Source organism: Neorhodopirellula pilleata, assembly GCF_007859915.1.
GTDB lineage: Bacteria > Planctomycetota > Planctomycetia > Pirellulales > Pirellulaceae > Rhodopirellula > Rhodopirellula pilleata.
The window spans coordinates 162817-184085 of record NZ_SJPM01000009.1 but is presented as its reverse complement, the minus strand read 5'-3'; the positions used below and the strand labels follow the sequence as shown (position 1 = coordinate 184085).

At 53.2% G+C, this 21269-nt stretch carries 13 protein-coding genes; 1 reads left to right on the top strand and 12 read right to left on the bottom strand.

Annotation, left to right across the window (positions count from 1 at the left end; translation table 11 throughout):
• The first annotated feature begins 17 nt into the window (after positions 1–17).
• Complete coding sequence (locus Pla100_RS19945; protein WP_146579450.1) at positions 18–6140, top strand: non-ribosomal peptide synthetase; 6123 nt, start codon at positions 18–20, stop codon at positions 6138–6140.
• A 31-nt stretch (positions 6141–6171) separates the two neighbouring features.
• Here the strand turns inward: Pla100_RS19945 and Pla100_RS19940 are convergent, their stop codons facing one another.
• From Pla100_RS19940 to aroH, 12 genes are all read right to left on the bottom strand, one after another.
• A complete protein-coding gene (locus Pla100_RS19940) occupies positions 6172–7392 on the bottom strand; it encodes a glycosyltransferase family 4 protein (protein ID WP_197168088.1) in 1221 nt (406 codons plus the stop codon).
• A gap of 31 nt (positions 7393–7423) precedes the next feature.
• The gene (locus Pla100_RS19935) at positions 7424–8899 is read right to left on the bottom strand and encodes an oligosaccharide flippase family protein (protein WP_146579448.1); all 1476 of its coding nucleotides are present in this window, start codon (positions 8897–8899) and stop codon (positions 7424–7426) included.
• 4 nt (positions 8900–8903) lie between these two features.
• Positions 8904–9827: a glycosyltransferase gene (locus Pla100_RS19930; RefSeq protein WP_146579447.1), complete on the bottom strand. Its 924-nt coding sequence runs from the start codon at positions 9825–9827 to the stop codon at positions 8904–8906.
• A 16-nt stretch (positions 9828–9843) separates the two neighbouring features.
• The gene (locus Pla100_RS19925) at positions 9844–11199 is read right to left on the bottom strand and encodes an O-antigen ligase family protein (RefSeq protein WP_146579446.1); all 1356 of its coding nucleotides are present in this window, start codon (positions 11197–11199) and stop codon (positions 9844–9846) included.
• Positions 11200–11214: 15 nt separating this feature from the next.
• Positions 11215–13395, bottom strand: a complete 2181-nt coding sequence (locus Pla100_RS19920) for a GumC family protein (protein WP_197168086.1) — start codon at positions 13393–13395, stop codon at positions 11215–11217.
• 127 nt (positions 13396–13522) lie between these two features.
• The gene (locus Pla100_RS19915) at positions 13523–14671 is read right to left on the bottom strand and encodes a DegT/DnrJ/EryC1/StrS family aminotransferase (protein WP_146579444.1); all 1149 of its coding nucleotides are present in this window, start codon (positions 14669–14671) and stop codon (positions 13523–13525) included.
• 41 nt (positions 14672–14712) lie between these two features.
• On the bottom strand, positions 14713–15753 hold the full coding sequence (locus Pla100_RS19910) for a Gfo/Idh/MocA family protein (RefSeq protein ID WP_146579443.1): 1041 nt from the start codon (positions 15751–15753) through the stop codon (positions 14713–14715).
• Between the two features lie 64 nt (positions 15754–15817).
• Positions 15818–16483, bottom strand: a complete 666-nt coding sequence (locus Pla100_RS19905; protein ID WP_146579442.1) for a sugar transferase — start codon at positions 16481–16483, stop codon at positions 15818–15820.
• Positions 16484–16657: 174 nt separating this feature from the next.
• The gene (locus Pla100_RS19900) at positions 16658–17905 is read right to left on the bottom strand and encodes a glycosyltransferase (protein ID WP_146579441.1); all 1248 of its coding nucleotides are present in this window, start codon (positions 17903–17905) and stop codon (positions 16658–16660) included.
• Entirely contained in the window at positions 17902–19713 is a 1812-nt protein-coding gene (locus Pla100_RS19895) for a sigma 54-interacting transcriptional regulator (RefSeq protein ID WP_146579440.1), read from the bottom strand. Before Pla100_RS19895 ends, Pla100_RS19900 begins: the two co-directional genes overlap by 4 nt.
• Positions 19713–20723, bottom strand: coding sequence for a hypothetical protein (locus Pla100_RS19890; RefSeq protein WP_146579439.1), 1011 nt, complete (start codon positions 20721–20723; stop codon positions 19713–19715). The genes Pla100_RS19895 and Pla100_RS19890 overlap by 1 nt, the downstream gene beginning before the upstream one ends.
• Positions 20720–21148, bottom strand: coding sequence for a chorismate mutase (gene aroH / locus Pla100_RS19885; RefSeq protein WP_146579619.1), 429 nt, complete (start codon positions 21146–21148; stop codon positions 20720–20722). Before aroH ends, Pla100_RS19890 begins: the two co-directional genes overlap by 4 nt.
• Between the last annotated feature and the right edge of the window lie 121 nt (positions 21149–21269).

Below are 21269 nucleotides of genomic sequence, written 5' to 3'. Positions count from 1 at the left end.
ATCACGATTAGGCAGCAATGATTACTATTGAACGCAATTCAGCCGCAAAGTCGGCTGTGGCGAAACTACTAGCAGAGTCGTCTGGCTTAGAGCTTGATGAACTCAATCAGCAAGCATCTTTCCCCGAGCTAGGGTTCGATTCGCTGTTTTTGGTGCAGTTCAGCCAGAAGATCAAGAGCCAACTGAAGGTGAAAGTCACCTTTCGGCAATTGATCGAGGAGATACCGAATATCCAGTCGTTGATTGGCTATGTTTCCGAGAATCTTCCCGAGGATCTTGTTGCTGCAAACGGAACCGCGAAACAACCGAGCCAAGGAACAACAGCACAAACTCCTGCACCAACGGCTGCGACACCGGAAAAACCGCAATCCCAAACAAATATATCGCATGTGGATATGCAGCCGGATACTCCGTCGGTTGCATTGTCGCCTATCGCTCCCGAAATAAGATTCTCGGGATTGGTAAAACCGATGACTTTGCCGGCTGGATCGGCGGTTGCGGATAAGGCTGTTTTGGCACAAATCATTGCGCAACAGAACCAACTTATGAGCTTGCAGTTGCAGCTTTTGAGTGGAACCGTGCCTTCGGTTTCGAAGCAAGACGCCCCGCCTACGGACGCTGCGTCCGGCGAGGAATCCAATGACGCTAGCATTGCTAATGCTGAACCGGTTTGCGTTGATCCCGGCGCTACGGAGAATGTCATAAGGCGTGTGTCAAGCGAGCAATCCGTTGATTCTCTTGCGACGAAGAAAACCTTCGAGCGATTCGGTCCCTATAAGCCTGTCCGCCGCGCAAATGACGGCGGATTGACCGTACAGCAGCAAGAAAACTTAGATGCATTGATTGCAAGGTTCACCGCAAAGACCGCACGTTCCCGCCAGCATGCGCAGCAACATCGCTCGCATTTCGCTGATCCGCGCGGGGTGGCTGGCTATCGACGGATCTGGAAGTCGATGGTCTATCAGATCGCAGTTGATAAGTCGAAGGGCAGCAAGCTTTGGGATATCGATGGCAATGAATACATCGACATCGCAATGGGCTTTGGTTTGAACCTGTTCGGACAGTCACCTGATTTCATTAATGATGCGATCGCCAAGCAATTAAGCAATGGTGTCGAAGTTGGTCCACAGTCGCCCCTAGCAGGCGAGGTCGCCGCCCTTCTGTGCGATTTTTCCCGCAAAGAGCGTGCTACGTTTTGCAACACAGGATCCGAAGCGGTGATGGCCGCGATGCGGTTGGCCAGAACCGTGACCGGCAAGTCGAAAATCGTCTTCTTTAACAAAGATTATCACGGCAACTTTGATCAGGTGCTGATTCGCTCCAACCTGATAGGCAATCGTCGGCTGTCTCAGCCAGCGGCACCGGGCGTGCCGCAGGCGTTCGCGGACCAAGTTATCGTTTTGGACTATGGAACCGAGGAAGCTCTTCAAACGATTCGCGATCGGGCTGATGAAATAGCTGCGGTTTTGATTGAGCCGGTACAGAGCGCCGATCCCTTCACGCAGCCGAAGGAATTTCTGCAAGAGATTCGACGGATCACAAAAGAGCATCAGATTGCGATGGTCATGGACGAAGTGATTACCGGATTCCGTGCGGCCCCGGGCGGAGCTCAGGAATGGTTCGGAGTTTGGGGAGATATGGCAACCTACGGCAAGGTGCTCGGTGGCGGCCTTCCCATCGGCGCTTTGGCGGGATCGTCAGAGTACATGGATGCGTTGGACGGTGGCAACTGGAACTACGACGACGATTCCGAACCCGAAGCCGATATGACATTCTTTGCGGGTACGTTTGTCCGACACCCGCTTGCAATGACTGCTGCATATCAAGTGCTCATGAAGATCAAGGAATCTGGGCCGGAACTGCAACAAGAGCTTACAGACAACACGACCTACTTGGTTGATTCGCTAAATCAATTTTTTGAACAAGAGATTTATCCGTTTCGTCTCGCTCAGTTCACGTCACTCTTCCGGTTTATGTTTCCGCCGACGGTCGAATTCGCGGATCTTCTTTACTTTCACCTTCTGGATCGTGGAATATTTACTCGTGGCTGGGGAGACAACTGTTTTCTGTCGACCGCCCACGATAAGCAAGACGTTCAGCGAATCATTGATGCCGTCAAGGATAGCTGCAATGAAATGCGTCGAGGTGGGTTCCTGCCCGAACGGCCGGAGAGTGACGAAAAACAAGTTTCCCTTGGCAATGCGACTGACGCTCTAAAAAAAAAACGATCCCGGTTTCCACTAACGGAAGCTCAGCTTGAGATTTGGATCACGTCGCAAATGGGCGACGAGGCATCTTGTTCCTATAACGAGCCGTTCACGGTCCGGTTTCGTGGAAACTTGAATGTCGAACGATTGTGTAATTCGATCCAAGCCGTTACCGATCGTCACTCGTCGCTTCATGCGTGTTTCGATAAAGACGGAGAGTATCAATGCCAGAATGACCCCGCCCCGGTCGAAGTTTCACAAGAGGATATCAGTGGATTCTCCGATGATAAACGGCAATCCGTCATCGACGAGACAGCGCGGTGGTTCGGATCGACGCCCTTCGATCTTACGATCGGCCCCCTCATTCGTCTGAAGCTGGTCAAGTTGGCCGACGAAGATCATGTTCTGTTCTTCTCGGCTCACCACATCGTTAGTGATGGTTGGTCGACCGGCTTAATGCTCAATGAAATCTGCGAAGTGTATACCGCTTTGACTGAGCATCGAGACGCCGAATTACCGGAACCAGCTCACTTCGCAGATTACGTCGCCATGGAATCCGACGACGATGAGGATGCGCGTCAGGCCCTCGATTTTTGGTTAAACAGGTACCGCGAACTTCCGGACCCGCTTGAGCTGCCGTACGATCGGCCTCGACCACCCATTAAGAGTTTCACTGGCAGCACATTGATTTATCAATTCGATAGCGATGTCTACCATGCGATCAAGAAAGTCGCGGCCGACAACAATGCAACGTTATTTACGCTGACGTTCTCTGCACTCAATGTCCTGCTTGCCCGGTTGTCGGGCCAGAATGACATCGTCGTTACCATTCCCACTGCGGGACAAGTGATGGCGGAGAATTCGTGCCTGGTAGGGCATTGTGTGAACCTGTTGCCGATTCGGTCTCACGTGAGTCTGCAGGATTCATTTGACTATTTTATGAAATCCACGCAGACCGCTGTGTTGGATGCATACGATCACCAACAGTGCACGCTGGGAAGGATCGTTCGCGAGTTACGCATGCCGCGAGATCCCAGTCGGCTTCCTCTGGTTGAAGTGAACTTCAATCTCGACCGTGACGGCGCGGGACTCAAGTTTCCCGACTTGGAAATTGAGGTTGCCCAGACTGTAAAGACCACGTCAACGTTCGAACTGTTCTTCAATCTAAACGAGACCGACCATGGACTTGAGTTGTACCTGGACTACGCCAGTGCCTTGTTTGACGAGACGACGATTCAACGTTGGATCGCTCACTACGAGACCTTGTTGCGGTCGATTGCTGAGAACACGAGTGGACCGATCGGCGACTTGTCATTACTTGGCGCCGAAGACAATATCCTGATTTCGCCGAACGAAACGATCACCGATTATCCTCGCGACCTTCGTTTCGTTGATCTATTCGAGCGACAAGTTGACAAAACCCCTCATGCGATCGCGATCACATGCGAAGGTGAAGAGATTACTTACCGCGAGCTTAATTGCCGCGTGAATCGTGTTGCCAACGGGCTTATCCGCCAGGGAGCCGGGCGGGATCAGCTAATCGGTGTCCGGATGCAACGAGGTGTCGATATGGTCGTTGCGCTGCTTGGCATCCAAAAATCGGGGGCTGCCTATGTTCCGCTGGATCCGACTTATCCTGATCAGCGTTTAGCCTTTATCGTGCAGGACGCCGGGATCGAGCTTGTCCTGCACGACATCGCTGCCTTTGAGAAAGACGAACAGAGTAACCCCGAGCCGGCGTCGGCTGCCAACGATCTTGCCTACGTCATTTTTACTTCTGGTTCGACCGGAAAACCAAAAGGTGTTCAGATAGAGCATCGCTCGTTGACCAATTTCCTGTGCTCGATGTCCGAGCGTCCCGGGATTTGCGCAGATGACGTGCTGGTCGCGGTTACCACCGTGTCGTTCGATATTGCGTCACTGGAACTTTACTTACCGTTGATGGTTGGTGCGAAGATCGTTCTGGCGACTAACGAGCAGGCCATGGACGCTCGTGCTCTTTCGGATCTGTTGACCCGTTCGAACGCGACCGTCTTGCAGGCAACACCGGCAACATGGCGGATCTTGCTTGAATCGGGATTCACGAAACCAACACTCAAAGCACTTTGCGGTGGCGAGCAAATGACGCGTGAATTGGCTCAACAGCTACTTCCTTGCTGTCGCGAACTTTGGAACATGTATGGACCTACCGAAACCACGATTTGGTCACTGGTTCAACGCGTCCAACCCGGTAGTGGTTATGTGCCAATCGGATCCGCGATTGCCAACACGCAGGTTTACCTTTTGGACGATCGTCTGCAACCGGTCCCGACCGGGGTTGCCGGTCGGCTGTATTTGGGCGGAGATGGACTTGCAAGAGGCTACCTCAACCGTGATGACTTAACGGCGGAGAAATTTGTGCCACATCCGTTCGCCGATAACGATTCGCGAATTTATGACACAGGCGACAAAGCATGCTGGCGTCCTGATGGATCGATCGAGTTCCTCGGTCGAGCCGACAACCAGGTAAAAGTACGGGGATTTCGGATCGAATTGGGCGAGATCGAACAGAACTTAAAGCAACATCCGGCAATCGATCAATCCGTCGTCGTGTTGCGAGACGATCTGCGTGGAACCAATGCTGCGGACAAGTCCATTGTTGCCTATGTTGTCTGCAATCTGCCCGATCTGCCTGTCACAGAACTGCGTAATTTTTTAAGGGAAACGCTGCCGGAGTATATGATTCCGAACGCATTTGTAATGTTGGACGAAATTCCATTGACTCCCAACCTTAAGGTAGATCGCAATGCACTACCAATGCCAAACATTGGAAGCGATCAAGTAACGCCCAACGACGATACGCCTCGAGATAGTGTCGAACGACAAATCGCAAGCATTTGGAAAAAAACGCTCGGCGTGAATACGCTCGGTTTAGACGACGATTTCTTTAATGTTGGAGGGCATTCCCTGCTAGCGGCTCGTATGATCCGTGATGTCGAAAAACTGTACGGCCACCGACTGCCTTTGGCAACCTTGCTGCAGGCACCTTCGGTGCGTCAGTTTGCTGACGTCATTAAGCATCAAGATTGGCAACCGGCTTGGCATTGCCTTGTCCCAATCCAGGAAAGCGGCTCCAAACCGCCGCTATTTCTAATTCATGCGGCACACGGCAACGTTTTGCTGTATCGCGAATTGGCGAAGAAGTTGGGCAAGGATCAACCGGTCTATGGACTTCAAGCAAAGGGGCTCGACGGCAAGGATCCGGCACACACAACAGTGCAGGAGATGGCGGCTGAGTATGTTGCCGAGATACGTAAGGTTCAACCATCAGGTCCTTATCATCTAGGCGGATATTGTTTGGGAGGCACGATCGCCTACGAAGTAGCTCAGCAACTGATTGCAGACGACGAAGAGGTGGGGTTGCTGGCTTTACTGGACACCCACAGTCGATGGTTTCAATCGTCGATACCAGCTCGGCTGTATTCAGGCTTTCAACAGATTGCGTTTCACGGTGCGAACGTCGTCATGTCCGGCCCGCGGGGCGTGGGAGCATTCCTAAGAGAAAAAGCATCGCAATTCACTCAACGCCTCGGTCGTCGAATCTCAGTCACTCGTTCGAAGCTGGGTTACGCCATCGGGCTGCGAAAGGAAACTCCATTGTTGTTGCTGGAGCGAATCAATGACCGAGCTTCTGAAGAGTACATTCCCCAACACTATGCGGGCAAGCTCACGGTGTTTAAGCCGTGCAAAGCATACCTGGGCTACGAGGACTCGAGTCTAGGCTGGGGAAACGGGTTGGTTCGAGATCTTGAAGTGATTGAACTTCCCGTTTTTCCTGCGGGCATGCTAATCGAGCCCTTCGTACAAGAGCTTGCCATACACTTGCAGAGATGTTTGGACGACTCCAACTCGCCCACAGTCGTTGCGATGCCCGACACCAAAATCTCGGCGTAGCGGGCACAAAGGTATCACGCTACATCGCCAGTCAAGGCTGGGAGTCAGAGCGTTCGCACAGATCATCGTATAAGGCGATTAAGCGAACTTCTTGGTGTTTCCAAGTTAAACCGTTCTCCAGACGCGTCCTTGCCTGCTCACCAAGTGTTTTTCTGAGTTCGGGATCGTCCATCAGACGAACCGTAACACGCGCCAGATCTTTCACGTCATTGTTTTCTGCATACAAGGCGCAATCGCCCGCCGTCAGCATATTCTCACGTGTCTGAAAACAAACGGTGGGCTTACGCAAGGCCATGTACTCCATCGTCTTGATCGTCGTGCAACTGTCGTTGTAATCATTGCTTGGGTCGGGAGTCACGCAGATGTCAAACGAAGCGATGTATCGAGGCACGGATGAAAACGGAATCATTCCTGTCATATGGACCAAATCCGCAATGCCGAGCGATTCGGCCAACTTCTTTAAATCCGAGGCTGCCGGACCACCACCGACAATGACAGCAAGAAAATCCTCACGTCCATGGCCTACCTTGAGTTCGTGCAACATCCGGATCATGTAATCGACACCGTCTTGAATGCCAATCACCCCGACATATCCCAAGATCATTTTTCCGGAGGCTCGTAGGTCCGGCAGGGGTTCAACGTCTTGAAGGAAAAACTCATTAGGGCCGTTGCGGACAACATAGCAGTGTTCCGGGTTCGCGCCGCAGCGATCGGTTTGAATGCCTTGTTGGGTTTCGTTAGTCGCGATCAGCCGATCAGCTCGCCGGCACGCCAAACGTTCAAAATAACGCAGCACACGGTAAATCGCATTGGGCTGTGTTTTTCCTATTCTGGCCAAATAAAGTTCCGGTGATAAATCGTGCAGATCAAAAACGAACTTCTTGCCAAGCACTTGATAAAAGATGGCAATCATCGCCGTCATGTCCGGCGGAGTGTGAACATGAACAACATCGAAACCACGTCGCAAATACACGTAGATCGAAACGAGAAACATCATCGTAAGGCTGTATCCGTATTCCCACATGTATCCGAGGAGTCCGTCAACTTCGATCGGCTTGGGATATCGGTAGACACGGATATTGCCGACCAACTCGTGTTTGGCATTAAAATCGCCGGTCGGGCAAATGACGGTTACTTGATAGCCTGCCCGATCGAGCGACTCGGCCTCTAAACGAACACGAACGTCGTCCGGCATGCTCTCATTCTCGAGCAGCATCAGAACTCGTTTCGGTTTGCACTTGCGATTTATCATTGCAGCATCGGGAAAAATGCAGATTGACGGATTACGACGTCGTTGAAGAAGGCTGAGAGTTGTTCGTTGACCAATGAGATCGTGCTTGACCGATACAACGTGCCAGATGCGGAACAAACACCAAGCACACAACAACATACAGGATAATGGCAGATACCCTCATCCAATACTCGTCGTAACCAACCAATTCGTAGAGGATTACGGTCAATAATCCAAACCCAATCGGTTTCCCCACTTCGATAGCATCAACCGGGAGGTGGATCTTCTTCAACAAGTATAGGTAAAGCACCTGCCCTGATGAATTACCGACGATCTGCGCCAGCGCGGCCCCCACAATTCCGAGTTTTGGCACCAAAGCTAAACAGGCAATTACATTGACGACGCTAATCGTCACATTGACTCGTAGAGGAACCGTCGACTGTCCGGCCGCCACTGCGGTGGAACTCATCAGACGATTCAGGCACGTCACCACGAAATTCAACATTAGCAGGGCAAGTGCGGTCGCTGCCACTAAGTACTGCTCGGAGAAAAGTACGAGAATGACCTCTTCTTTGAAGAAGAACGTGGTGATTGCAATGAACGAGAGACCAACGGAAAACGCAACAAGCGAAAGATTCATTAATCGTTTGCCCTCATCATGGCGTCCCGCATCCATTAATTCAGACATACTCGGAAAAAACACAACAACTAACGACATCAATACTCTTGTCGCCGCCTCAGGAAGTTTCATGGCGATTGCATAAAGGGCAACGCTGCTTGGTGCCATCAACGCCCCCAGCAAAAGCACAGCGACACATTCGTAAGCGTACGAAAACAAGTCATCCAGAAAGAGTGGAACGCTGAATCCAATGACCTGTTTGAGCGTAAGGCGTCGCAGAGTACGGATTCGAAAAAACGATGTGAACCGCGAAACACAAATCAACAGCATCACCGTGATTGCTGATGTGATGATTTCGACCCATACCAGTTCGTGAACTTCAAGACGTCCGATATGACTTAGCCAAATAATCGCCCACAGCCGTGTCAAGGCGGAAAGAACCTTGGTGCCCGCATACCAGTGGAACTGTTGTCGACCTTGCAAAATGTTGAACAGGGTTTCACGAAAAATCGCAAGCCCGAACATTGCGGGAAGGAATAAAACGAATTCAGCGAGATCGGCACCGAACAAGTAAGCGAGCACGGGCCCGCCCACCGAAGCGACCAGAATTGTAAGCAGGACGAGCAAGAGACTGCGAACCAAGACCACGCTGGTAACGATCTCGTCTTGTTGAGAACGATCGGCATCGCCCGAAATGTTCTTGACCAAGGTAAGCGCCATGCCCATTCCACTGACGACCACCAGTCCTTGACTGATGACCTGCACGATCACGAAGAGACCGAACTCTTCGACCGGCATTCGCTCGGCTAGAATCTTCATGCTCAGGAAATGAACCGCGAGCATCAAAACCGTTCCCGCCATCGAGAACGTGGATCCTCGCAACAACTTGCTCTTGAACTCTCCGTTCATCACGTCAACCTTCTACGCGCTTGCTTGAAGGAAGTGCGTGTCGACGCGTTCGGTCTCCCGAGGCAGGGTCTCGAAATCGCAGGACGGTCTGTTTTAATCGATCAAGTTGCTCAGTCCGCAAGAACTTCACCGTCTCGTTGGGCACCTGTCGCGTACCACCTTGCATCGCGGCGACGACGAATCCGGCAAACTCAGAGAGATGGTCTCGCAGGTCGCCGACGCGGGTGATTCGCATCAACTTGATGCATTCAAAGACGGGGTGATAGCCGAGCAAGAAGTTCTTTTTTCCGGTTCGGAAGCCCAAACGCATCTGACTACCCTGGGCCGTACCGGTCGAGCGATAGTGGTGGACGAGAATATCCTCGCGGGTACAAACACGCCATCCGAATTGACGTGCCATGACACAGGCCATCAGGTCTTCCCCGCCCATCTCGAGCGGCAAGTACCCGCCAATTGCATCAAAACATTCGCGACGAAACAGTTGATAAGCACCACCGATACTGAATTCGCTGAATCGAATCTTGACGAACTCGCCGTTGCAAAGGTCATACCTCGTCCCGCCGGACAATCCCAGTTTTGCATCGTCGGCGAAACCGGCTAGTAATCGCTCGTAGTAATCACAAGGCAACTCAATGTCGGCGTCGAGGTTGCCGATAAAGTCAAAAGAGACATCTTCGAGCTCAGCATAGCCGGCGCGGAAAGCATTCACCTTGCTCCCGAAGCAATGTTGGCCGCTCTCGCGATTGACGAGCCGGATAAAGGGAAACCGTTGCTGATAGCTTGTTACGATCTCACTTGTTCGGTCGGTCGAACCGTCGTTAACAATCACCCATCGAAGCGGCAACACAGTCTGCGCAACAACCGACTTCAAAGCCTTCTCGATGAAGGCTTCTTCGTTCTTTGCGGGAGTGACCAGTGCATAGTTCATGAACGCTCAGGGGCGATTAAGCCGCCGGGTAAGAAACATCGGGTTGAACTCGTTGGACGACACGCCATTGCCGTCGTGAACTTGATAATTCGTTCAATTCGCTATGCTGAAATGCCAACATGAACCATGAACAGAAGAGGACGGTAGAGAAATACGAGGTCGGTGCCGCAAAAGTGCTCTCCAGTGCCGAGTGAACCATCGCCACAAGCATGAGGGTCAATCCAAATGCATATCCCGGATCTCTTGTCTCTTTGAATCGTTCGCTCGCCCGAAGAGCGCCCATGATAATCGCCAAGAGGAACAAGGACACGCCGACGAATCCGATTCCAAGCGTTGTTTCGAGATACGCTGAATGCGCATGAGTGGGGACCCAGCCCAACCGCACCTCGAGGTCCGCATATCGATTCAGATTCCAGAAACTTTGGTAGCCGTATCCAAGATACGGGCTACCCGCGACCATCTTCAACAGCTCATTCCAAACCGGAGTTCTTCCGGTCATCGTTGTCGCGGTTTCTCCGTCGCGTCCCAGATTCGCCACATCCGAAATAAGTCCGGCCTCTGATCCGACCACGACCGACAGAAGGACCAGAAACGTTGCGGCAAAAGCTGAAGCCGAGATTGCAAGTCCGCGCTGATACCAATTGCTGCTCAACCACCAGAAACCAGCGGCGGCGAAAAGCAGCGAGTAGAGCGACGTCCGAGATCCTGTTAGCAAGAGAAAAAACAATCCCGTCATGAAGACGACAGCCAAGATCGGTCGCCAACGAACGGCCCGCGGGTACAGGCAGGCTGTAGACAGGCACATAAAAACGCAATTGAGTCCTTGGCTGTTTGGGTGGAGTGTTCCACGAAATCGAAAGCGGTCGTCGGAAAACGCTGGCGCTACGCCGGCAAGTTCGGCGAGCAATCCGATACCCAAATAGACCGTTGAAATTACCAGGACAGCGGGGCAAAAATCACGAGGGCTAAAGTGCCGACAAATACCCGCAGCGCCGATAAAACACAGCAGACTTACTAAGATTCGTCGAGACGCAATCTCACTGGAATCCGCCCATACCATGCTGAGTAAACACAAACCTAAGTAGGCTGCCGTGGCGACCGCGAGCGGGTTACCAAGTGAAAAGCGATACTTAGTCCTTGCCAAAAAAAGCACGGTCCCCAACATCCCGAATCCCAGGACTCCGATCCGGCGCATCCTGTTTCCCGTCTCAAGGACATCGAGTCTCGACTCGGACTGTTCGGTCGGGATACTGTGGTCAGCGAGAAAAAACAGAAACCCAATTCCCGCTGTTAAGGCGCACAACATAACGATGTGACGTCGGTGGGCGGCTTCTTCGCCCGCGGCGTTCTTGATTAGCTGAATCGGTGTCATTGAGGCTATGTCGAATCAGACCGGAAACCCAACGAAACGCTGAATGAAGCCGGGGAGATACTCGCGTTTCTTGGTCAGCACAACGCCTACGATCTCTGCGGGGCCCTTCGATAGACGGTTGATCAGCCGATCGGCTGCGAGAGTTTCCGTTTTTTCGGATTCCACGACGACCAATACATAATCAAGGCACTGCGCCAGGGCCAGAGTCTGGTCAGGCTGATTCGCTGCCGGTAGATCCACGATCAAAAGGTCACAATCCCCCAAATATGCTTCGAGTGCCTGAGCAATCTCTGCGGGGCCATTGGTCAAGACACCCTGGTTGTTGGAAGCCGCCGACGCGATCACACCAATCGATGCTCCCGAGACGCTCTGCAAACATTCATCGTGAGATGCCGATCCGCTGAGTAATTCCACCAGCCCTGGAGAACCGTTGAGTTCGAATAAGTTGGAAAGCGATCGTTTACGTGAATCGGCATCGACCAGGATGATATTTCGATGCCCATCTAAGTTGCTAGTAACCGCCAAGTTCGCAGCGAGCGTGCTTGCGCCCGCCCCACCGTCGACACTGATGATCCCCAACGTGCGACCTCGCCTTAAACCAGGGCGTTGATGCGTAGTCAAAATTTCCGCCATCAGTTGTTGGCACGCGTTTCGATAGATACCACCTCCCGGCTTTCCGTCAAGCATTGGAAAGGTGGAAACGACCGGGACCCCCAGTTTGTTCTCCACGTCGGCAACGGTGCGCAGGGTACGTGACGAACCTTCTCCCAGGAAAGAAAGCGTCAAACCAGCCATCAAACCAAGAAACGGAAAACCGATCCCAAGGATCTTTTTGTTAGGACTAGCGGGGCGTTCGACAAACGTGGCTGGCTGAAAGACGTGAATGCTCGATATCTTGTCGGTATGAAGCTGGTCGATGACCCGGGCTTCTTCTTCTTTCCGACGCAACATCAGTAGATTGGCTTCGAGCGAGGCGATGTCGCGATCCATCTGAACCAAGCGACCTTCGTGGATCAGCATCTGATCGACGTCGTTACCCAAATCAATCCGCGACTTCGCCAATTCTTGGATCATGAACTCCAATGCTGCAACCCGGGTCTGCTGTTCTTGTAGCGATTCCCGTAGTCTTACCTTGAGTGGGTTCGGTGTCGTGTTCTCGTCAATACGTTCGCTTTCCAACTGCGAAAGAATCCTTCGTGCGCCATCTAATTGCTTGCGGATCGAAATGAGTTTCGGGTTGTCATCGGTCAAGTTAGCCGCCAGGTTTTGCTCTTGCAGTTCCAGTGAATACGCTTGCAGTCGCATCCCACTCCATGTTTCATCCATGGCAACTTGCTTTTCCGCAATGATCTCGTCGTCTTCACCATCGAGTTTGGACAGCAAGTCCTTCACGGACGCTTTCGCTTTTTGCAATTCGCCGGAGGCCTGCATTAGATCGCGGTTGACGATGGAAAGTTTATCCTTCATCAGGTCACGGCTGTCGGCGAGAGATACGATCTCATGTTCTTGCATGAAATCACTGCGATCTGCCTGCAATCGATTGAGTTGTTGTTCGACCTTCGCCACTTGACTCTGGAAAAAATCCAAGGACCCACGTGTCCGAGCAACCTGCAATTGTTCGTCCAAGAAAACGTCCGTCATCGCAGCCACGATCGCTTGAGCCATTTCGGGGGTTTTCGATTTTGAATGAATCGAAATCACCGTTGATTTGGCTGCCGCTTCGATCTTCACGGATGATTGAATACGACGCACGGCCAACTCTTGACTGCTGAGGTTGTCTTTGACACCCGCGCTCAAAAGTACATTCCTTGCCAAACCAGAGGCCATCTCGGTCAATGGCGTTAGCTTACTTATCAAGGACACTACGATGCCTTGGTCGGCACTTTTCGTTGGGTCACTTTCGTTTGGAGGCAATTGTCCGTCCAGGATGGCTACCGCTCCAAGCTTATCGACGACGCGTTCTGCTACTTGGCGACTGTTCAAAACCTCAAGAGCCGACAGGATCTCACTTTCCTGAGTTTTTTGCATACTGATCGTTGCACTCGTGGTCGCTGTCGGATCCAACGTGACGCTCTCACGTCCGGAACGAATGAACACCTTGGCTTCGGATTCATAGGCTCTCGGCAAAACGACAATCGCCAGCCAGCCTGCAACGATTCCCCCTAAGACGCATAAGAGAATCAGCCGTTTACGCATGAAAGGAATTTCCAGCGTAGTGGCCAGCGATCCACGCTGAGGGGTCAAGGTCACGATCGGCGCGCGTTGCTTTGGCGGCCCAACGGTGGATCGGCCCTCCGAGATTGACGTTACAATCAGATGGTTCTCAGACGAGTTCATGTTTGGGCGTTTGATTTGAGGCAAAAACTCGTACGGCCTCGGCAACTCGGGCTACTTGTTGCCGAGTCATTTCAGGGTACATCGGAAGCGAACAGATCTCACTAGCAAGTTGGCTGCAAACGGGCAGCCCGTGAGGGAAGGTTGGGGCTTGAACAAATGGGCCGGCGGTATTGAGAGGGTGAGGATAATGGATACCGCAATAAATGTTCTGTTTTCCTAGCTCCGCGATCATGGCATCACGATGGGGTGTTCGAACGACAAACAGATGGTACACGTGACGGCAATCTTCGTGGGCTTTTGGTAGGATCACATCGGTATCGGCGAGTTCATCGCGGTACCAATCCGCCACTTGACGCCGGCTTTCGGTCCACTCTTCGATGAATCGCATTTTCGACAACAACACGCAAGCCTGGACGGTATCGAGCCGACAGTTGTAACCGAGTGAATCATGTTTGTTTTTTTGTTTTTGGCCGTAATTGCGCAGCAGCCTTAGCTTCTCGGCCAGCTCCGGATTGTTCGTCGTGACCGCTCCGCCATCACCGAACGCACCGAGGTTTTTTCCTGGATAGAAGCTGAAGCAACCGATATCGCCGAACGAACCACATCGCTCGCCGTTGATTTCGCCGCCGTGCCCCTGAGCGGAGTCTTCAATGATTCGCAGATTGTGCCGCTTGGCGATTTCACGGATCTCATTCATGCGTGCCGGTTGGCCGTACAGGTGTACCGGAATGATCGCTTTGGTTTGCGGCGTGATCGCCTGTTCGATCAATCGGGTATCGATGTTAAAATCCAGCGGATCGATATCGACCAGAACCGCTTGAGCTCCTGCGTACGCGATGGCAAATGCCGTTGCGGCAAAAGAATTTCCGGCCGTGATGACTTCATCTCCCGGACCGATCTCCAAGGCACGCAGGGCCATGTGCAGCGCCTCGGTTCCGTTAGCCATGGCGATGCAGTGATCTACGTTACAGTAGCTAGAAAATTCCTTCTCAAATTCCTCAACTTCTCTACCCAAGATGTATCGCGCATCGTCGATCACATCGCCAATTCTTCGCAATATGTCGTCCTTGAGCAAGCGAGATTGCGTTTGAAGGTCGACCAAGGGGATTGGCGAAAGCGTTGAATCAATGCTCATGTTGGGCAGGTACGTCGATGGAATGGGGAGAGCAGAAAAGTTCAGGAATCAGAAAGGAGCACACGGTCCAGAGAGTCCAATTCTATTCGGTGTCCTCCTTGCTGCATCGAAAGATCAGCGGCTTCGAGCACCTCAACCACATTGAGGCCGTTAACACCGTCCGTTAACGGAACATCGCCATCAACGATACAACGCACAAATTCCGCGCATTCGGCCTTAAGCGGTTCCCGCTCTTGAATATAGGGGCTGTAACTGCCGCCATATCGATAAGCGAGTTGAAAGTCGGCGAAGTCGCCGCTGGAATCCTTCGGTTGATCAATGCCCTTGTCGTAAACCTTGATCTTCTCTTGTTCAAGATCGTCGTAGATGGCCATTTTGCGGTCACCCACGACGGTCAAGACTCGCTCCTTACGAGGATCCAACCAACTGACGTGGACCATTCCCATACGATTGCCTTCGAATGACATTGTCAGGTTGCAAACGTCTTGGATGCCGGGATTGAGTCGATCAAACCCGCTACAGGTGACTGAGGTCGGTTTTTGACCAAGAAGATACAACATCATCGAGATGTCGTGCGGAGCCAAGTCATACAGAGCGCTGACGTCCTTGCGTACCGGTCCGAGGTTCAGACGACGACTGCTGATGTAGTTGATCGCTCCGAGTTCGCCGGAGTCGATCATCTCGCGGAGTTTCAGTACCGGGGAAGAATGCAGGAAAACATGCCCGACAAACAACAGGCGGTTTCGTTCACCGGCGACCTCGATTAGTTTTCGACACTGAGCAGAATTCTTGGCCAATGGCTTCTCGACGAACACATGCAAATCATGCTGCAACGCCTTCATCGCTAGTTCATAATGTGTCGCCGTTGGCGTGGCGATTACCACGGCGTCTACTAAATCACGGTCCAAGAGAGTGTCGAAATTCTCGATCGGATACACGCTCGGAAACCGATCTTTGATACGAAGCAACTGATCGTAGTTTTGGTCACATACCGCAGTGACCTTGCAATTCTCCAGATCAGAAAAGCACCGAACTAAGTTGGGCCCCCAATAGCCTAAACCAATTATACCGATCCGAATCATACTTCTAGTCTTCGCGTTGTTGATACTCAAGGATGTTAGAATCCCAAACGATCAACTCGAACCATCATTCATTGAAGTCAAAAATCAAGACCACAAATGTTTTTAGAATGATTTTCAAGTCACCCGCCAGGGAACGATGCCGGGCATAACGAATATCCAACTCGATCATTTCTTCCAGAGTCAATTCGTTCTTGCCGCTGACCTGCCACAATCCGGTCATACCCGGCAAGACTCCGAACCTTTCCAATTGCCAAGGTTGATAGTCTTCCAGTTGCATCAAGTCAGGCCTCGGTCCTACGATACTCATGTTTCCTAAAAACACATTAATGAGTTGTGGGAATTCATCGATTGATAATTTGCGGATCAGACCGCCGCCGGGAATCAGTTCATGGCGAAGATCTGGCTTCTTAACTGGAGTACCGGTGCCCGCATGTGCCGCCACGTAGCTGCGGTGCCCGCAGTCACGCCCTCGGGACGATACGTGCATCGTTCGAAATTTGTAGATCGTGAAGAATTCGCCGCCATAGCCGACGCGAGACTGCAGGAATAGAACTGGTCCTTTCGAAACCAAACGAATGTAGACCGCGACGGCAACCAGAAGGGGGGCCAGGATTGGCGTCGCCATCGCCACCACTGAAAGGTCAAGGATGCGTTTCCAACTCGGATGGCTCCGGCGCTCTATCGACGGAGCTGCGTCGGTGGCGATGGGCATCTCTAACAACGCGGTCATCAACGACTCCGAAGTCTCTCTTGTTGGGGGGCGGGAAGGTGTTCAAAAGCCCAGCGCCGAAAATGCCCAGCTTGATAGTCTGCCTGATTTAGAATGCTCAAATATCTCCCTAATCCGCAAAGTCTCCCCATATTAAACAGGTGTCGGTCATTCGCAAGGATCGATTTCGGCTATTTAGAGCCGATGAATCATCTCGGCGGCCACCCGATTGGCGCTGGCGACAGGCCGATCAGACGGCTTCACCTCGTACTCGAGCAAGCGAGACACGGCCGATTCGAGTTCTCGATCATTTCGCAACCAAATCCCCAGGCAGAAGCGTTCGATCCGTTGAGCATGATCAAATTGATCAAACGCGAGCGGCCGAATCATTTGGGGAATTCCGGCATCGATCGCGCGACTGGTCGTGCCCACGCCGCCGTGATGAATCAGCCCGCGACAATGCGGCAACCACCGTCCTAACGGAATGTATCCGACGCTATGGAGGTTGTTGGTGCCGACGTTGAGCCGAGGATTTGAGGGACAGCAGGAGACGACGGGTACGTTTCTGCGCTGACATATTTGAGCAACCCGCCGGACGAACTCCGCGTCACCGTGATGGGCCGAACCGGTCGTGACCAACAGAGGCCGATTTTCCGAAACCGGAGGCTCAAACGATTGATCGGCAGACTCCCCCGCAATCCCATCGTCGAGTGGAAAGCCGACGAAGTGGAACCGTTCACTCGCGTATTGCGACGCGATTTCAGGCGCGAACCAGGCGGGGTACATTGCGAGCACCTGATCGGGAGAATGCCACCAATGATTCATCAGGCGGCGTTGCTTCGGCAACCCACCCAATTTGCGGCGGGCTCTGTTCACGGTCGGTCCCAAGATCCGATCAAGAAAACAGTAGTCGCCCAGCCAATACGTCGCCCGGTTCCATCGGGGCCAACCACTCGGTAGCACCCAACGTGTCCAAACACGATCGGGCAATAACCGCGGAGGAAATTCCGGGTGTCGCATCATCGCCGGCGCCAAATGAATGCTGGTTAGCGGGCAATCGGGGTGGATCTCACGAAACACCCGTGACGCGAAATCGAGCGGATGTGCCACCAACGTCGTCCGGCCGGGAACATAGTGTCGTTCGATGAAATCAAGATGGGGTTGAAAGAAACCTTGAACGACTTCGGTCAGAACCCGTCGCCCACCGGCCAGCGGTTTCCAGAAAGACGATTGTGAAACGATCGCATCAAACGATTTGCGGTCGATCACGACATTCGGAATCGCGCCCGCTGCGCTAACGACGTCGGCGTATGGCTCGGCGACACTCACGTGGCACTCGTAACCCAGTTCGACAAGTTCGCGAGCGATCGCCGCGATCGGATTGACATCGCCACGGGAACCGCACGCGGAAAGGATCGCGATCGGTCGATCGGTGGTCGTCAATTTCGATCAATCTCGTATTCGGCAATCTTGCGATACGCGGTCGCGCGGCTGATGCCCAACAGTTTGGCCGCTTCGGGAACACTGCCACTGGAACGCGACAACGCCTTTTCGATTAACCGTTTTTCCCAAATGTCGATTCGCAGCGTATCAAGGTTCGTCAAACCCGCATCGCGGAGACCTAGGTCGTCTTCCATGATCTCGGGTTCGTCGGCCATCACAACGGCGCTATCGATGACGTTGCGAAGCTGTCGCACGTTGCCCGGCCACGGGTAGGTTTGCAACCGACTGCGCGCGGCGGCCGACAGAGCCAACTTGGGTCGGCCGTGTTGCAACAAGAAATGAGCAAGAAAGTGATCGATCAAATGGTCAATGTCTTCGCCGCGGTCTCGAAGCGGCGGCACGGGAAGTTCGAACACGCTGAGCCGATAGTAAAGGTCCTCACGAAATCGTCCGTCACGAACGAACTCGGTCAGGTCACGATTCGTTGCGGCGATCACCCGCACGTCGACGCGGACTTGCTTGCTCGCCCCGACCGGTAAGAACGGATGCCCCTCAAGAATCCGCAGTAATTTCGCCTGACCTTCAAGCGTCATTTCGCCGATCTCATCGAGAAACAGCGTGCCTTGATCGGCTTGTTCGAACAAGCCGACATGGTCGGCGTCCGCGCCGGTGAACGAACCTCGCTTGTGACCAAACAATTGACTCTCGAGCAGGTCCTTGGGGATTGCCGCGCAATTGACCGTCAACATCGGTCGATCGTTTCGATGGCTAGCCCGGTGGACGGCGCGGGCAACGAGTTCCTTTCCCGACCCACTCTCGCCACGAATCAAGACCGATCCGCTGGCCTTGCCGACCCGTTGAATCCGTTCTTTCAGCTTGACCATGATTTTACTATCGCCGATCAACTCGCCTTGATCCGCATTTCGATCGGCGATGCGTTGGTTTTCAACGATCAGACTTTCGGTGAACGTCGATTGAACTAAACCGCTCGCGAGCAACCCGGCCGCACCGACGACCAACTCGATCAACGTGTCGTCATAAACCTTTTCGGTGCGCTGGAGAATCAAGACGCCGATCGACGTGTCGTTGTCGACGATCGGAACCATGATACAAAACGGATCGTGATCGAGACTCCCGTTCGAATCGGGGTATTCACTCGCGTAGACATTGCGGCTTTTGGTGACCCGTTTAAGCTGCGTGCGGTCGAGCTGGATGGTGTTTTTCTTCTTGGGAAATTGGCGACGAATTTTCCAACGTCCGTCACTCGCTTCGATCGCCAATGCGATCGCATCAGAGCTTGTGCGATCGAGCAACAGTTGCAAGGTCGTGTCAATCACATCGTCTGGCTTTTGACCGTGCAACAACGAGAGACTGAGTTGGTAAAGATCGAGCAAGTGATTCGGATGGTCGATCAACTCGCTGGATTCTTTCACGAGATCCGACTCGCGAGCCTTCCAATGATCGAGATCATCGTAGAGCGTCTGGGACAAGGGATCGCCCGACGCCGATTCGCCTTCGGGTACGATCAGTTGCAAGGAGGTCTTGCCAATGACGATTTGAGTTTGATCGATCAGTCGGGCGTGCTTGACTTTTTGTCCGTTGACGAGGGTGCCGTTGCGGCTATCAGTATCCCGCAGGTGCCATGCGTAGTCTTCGTAATAGACAACCGCATGGAACCGGCTACTGTTCGGATCGGTGAGCATGATCTCGCAGCCGGTGGCGCGGCCGATGTGCATCGGACGATCCGGATCGAGCGGATACTGGGTTCCTTTTTCTTGCCCGGTTTGAACGGCGAGGTAGGCAACCATTAGCGATCCTCCATGAATGAGGGCAACGTCGACGGCAGTCCAGCCGTAACGAGCATCTCTGAAAGCTGTTTCAACGCGATCGGGAACGCCTTCGCTTGCGAACCAACACCGACCCACCACTTATCCAAGACGGCCCCGAGTTCATTGACATGGCCTCTCGGTTTCGTTGAGCATTCGTCGGACGTTTGCCAAAGTCGAAGCGCCGTCCCCAATGGCATCGGTGATCCGTTGATGAAACCTCGGTCGGCGGCTTGATGAAGGATCAAAGGAACAATGCCCAGGGACCAAGGCAACTCGGACGCCGAAGAACTGCTTGATTTTGCCGGGTCCTCGCCCAAATGGCTCGCGTGGGTTCGCGTGTGGGTCTCAACGGCCATCTCCGTCAACTGATGGACCAACCGCAGCCATTCAGGAACCTCGGGTGAAACGTCGGTCAGGACCGCTTCGATCCAAACGGAGGTTTGCCCCGTGCTACGGCCGGCCGCACCCGTCATGATGGGAGCGGCCGCGTGAACGGTCGCCTTTCCCGGCCACCAATCCTTCGGTGGAGAACCGTTCCAGATTTGATTACCGATCGAACGCAACATGCCGGGGCCGTAGGCTTCGTATGCCTGCTTCAACGGTGCATACCGCAATCGAAGTTGTTCCGCCAACCGGGGCGAGTCAGCCTGGAACGCGAGCCGACACGTTTCCAGTGATCGAAAAATCGCAGCGGCCGTTTGATCGGATTGAAGGTGCGAATGCCCTGCCCGCAACAGTGCGACTTCGCAAAGCTGAGCCGTTAACGCGGGATCGTTACCGCATGACACCACCTCATCAATCAAATGGTCCCAAAAATCCGATTCGATGACCGATGCGGACACCAAACGATCGGTCACCCGCCTGGCCTGATCGCGAATCGTCGCGACATGCTCGGGCTGCTTCAGCGGTGTGCGAGCCGAAGAACGACCGGCGGATTCGACCGCCCGCAACAAACTGAGGGTCGTCGATGCGATCCAATTCAGTCTCAAGTGTCGTCTCGCAAGTGTTGTTGAATCCATTCTTCGAGCTCTTCAAAATCGACGCTCGGGATGCGAGTTAAATCCGGTCGCAGTTTGACGGCGTCACGAATGTAGACGTGCTGGATGTCGGATTGCCCCAGATCCGTATTCCAGTGCAAGAGAATGCGAATACAGCGTGGCAGCGATCCGGCAACGGACACCTCATATCCACACAACAACGGAACTTCGAGCCATCCCAATTGCCGCGCCGCCAATGCCGGGAACTCGCTGTGCAAGTCTTTGGTGACCGTGAACATCGCGCTCGCCACGTCGGTCGATTCGATTCCGTTGCGACGAATCATCAGTGCGAGCAACTGCGTCGTCGCCTTGAGGATCTCCTCCCGATCATCGTTGTCGACCGTCGTCGCACCTCGCACCCCTCGGCATACCGTCATCGTCAATGCAAACCTTCCAGAACGAGAACCAAGTCCTGACTTCCCAATTCCAGTGAACTCGGTTAGGACTATCGACAAGATACCGTCAATCTCAATTTGCGACTACTGCTCTATCACGATT

Bases quoted from the DNA above. Each gene is read 5' to 3' on its own strand.
- Pla100_RS19920 (WP_197168086.1), bottom strand. From the start codon at position 13,395: ATGCGTAAACGGCTGATTCTCTTATGCGTCTTAGGGGGAATCGTTGCA.
- Pla100_RS19935 (WP_146579448.1), bottom strand. From the start codon at position 8,899: ATGAACGGAGAGTTCAAGAGCAAGTTGTTGCGAGGATCCACGTTCTCG.
- Pla100_RS19945 (WP_146579450.1), top strand. From the start codon at position 18: ATGATTACTATTGAACGCAATTCAGCCGCAAAGTCGGCTGTGGCGAAA.
- Pla100_RS19910 (WP_146579443.1), bottom strand. From the start codon at position 15,753: ATGATTCGGATCGGTATAATTGGTTTAGGCTATTGGGGGCCCAACTTA.
- Pla100_RS19895 (WP_146579440.1), bottom strand. From the start codon at position 19,713: ATGGTTGCCTACCTCGCCGTTCAAACCGGGCAAGAAAAAGGAACCCAG.
- Pla100_RS19940 (WP_197168088.1), bottom strand. From the start codon at position 7,392: ATGATAAATCGCAAGTGCAAACCGAAACGAGTTCTGATGCTGCTCGAG.
- Pla100_RS19905 (WP_146579442.1), bottom strand. From the start codon at position 16,483: ATGACCGCGTTGTTAGAGATGCCCATCGCCACCGACGCAGCTCCGTCG.
- Pla100_RS19930 (WP_146579447.1), bottom strand. From the start codon at position 9,827: ATGAACTATGCACTGGTCACTCCCGCAAAGAACGAAGAAGCCTTCATC.
- aroH (WP_146579619.1), bottom strand. From the start codon at position 21,148: ATGACGGTATGCCGAGGGGTGCGAGGTGCGACGACGGTCGACAACGAT.
- Pla100_RS19915 (WP_146579444.1), bottom strand. From the start codon at position 14,671: ATGAGCATTGATTCAACGCTTTCGCCAATCCCCTTGGTCGACCTTCAA.
- Pla100_RS19925 (WP_146579446.1), bottom strand. From the start codon at position 11,199: ATGACACCGATTCAGCTAATCAAGAACGCCGCGGGCGAAGAAGCCGCC.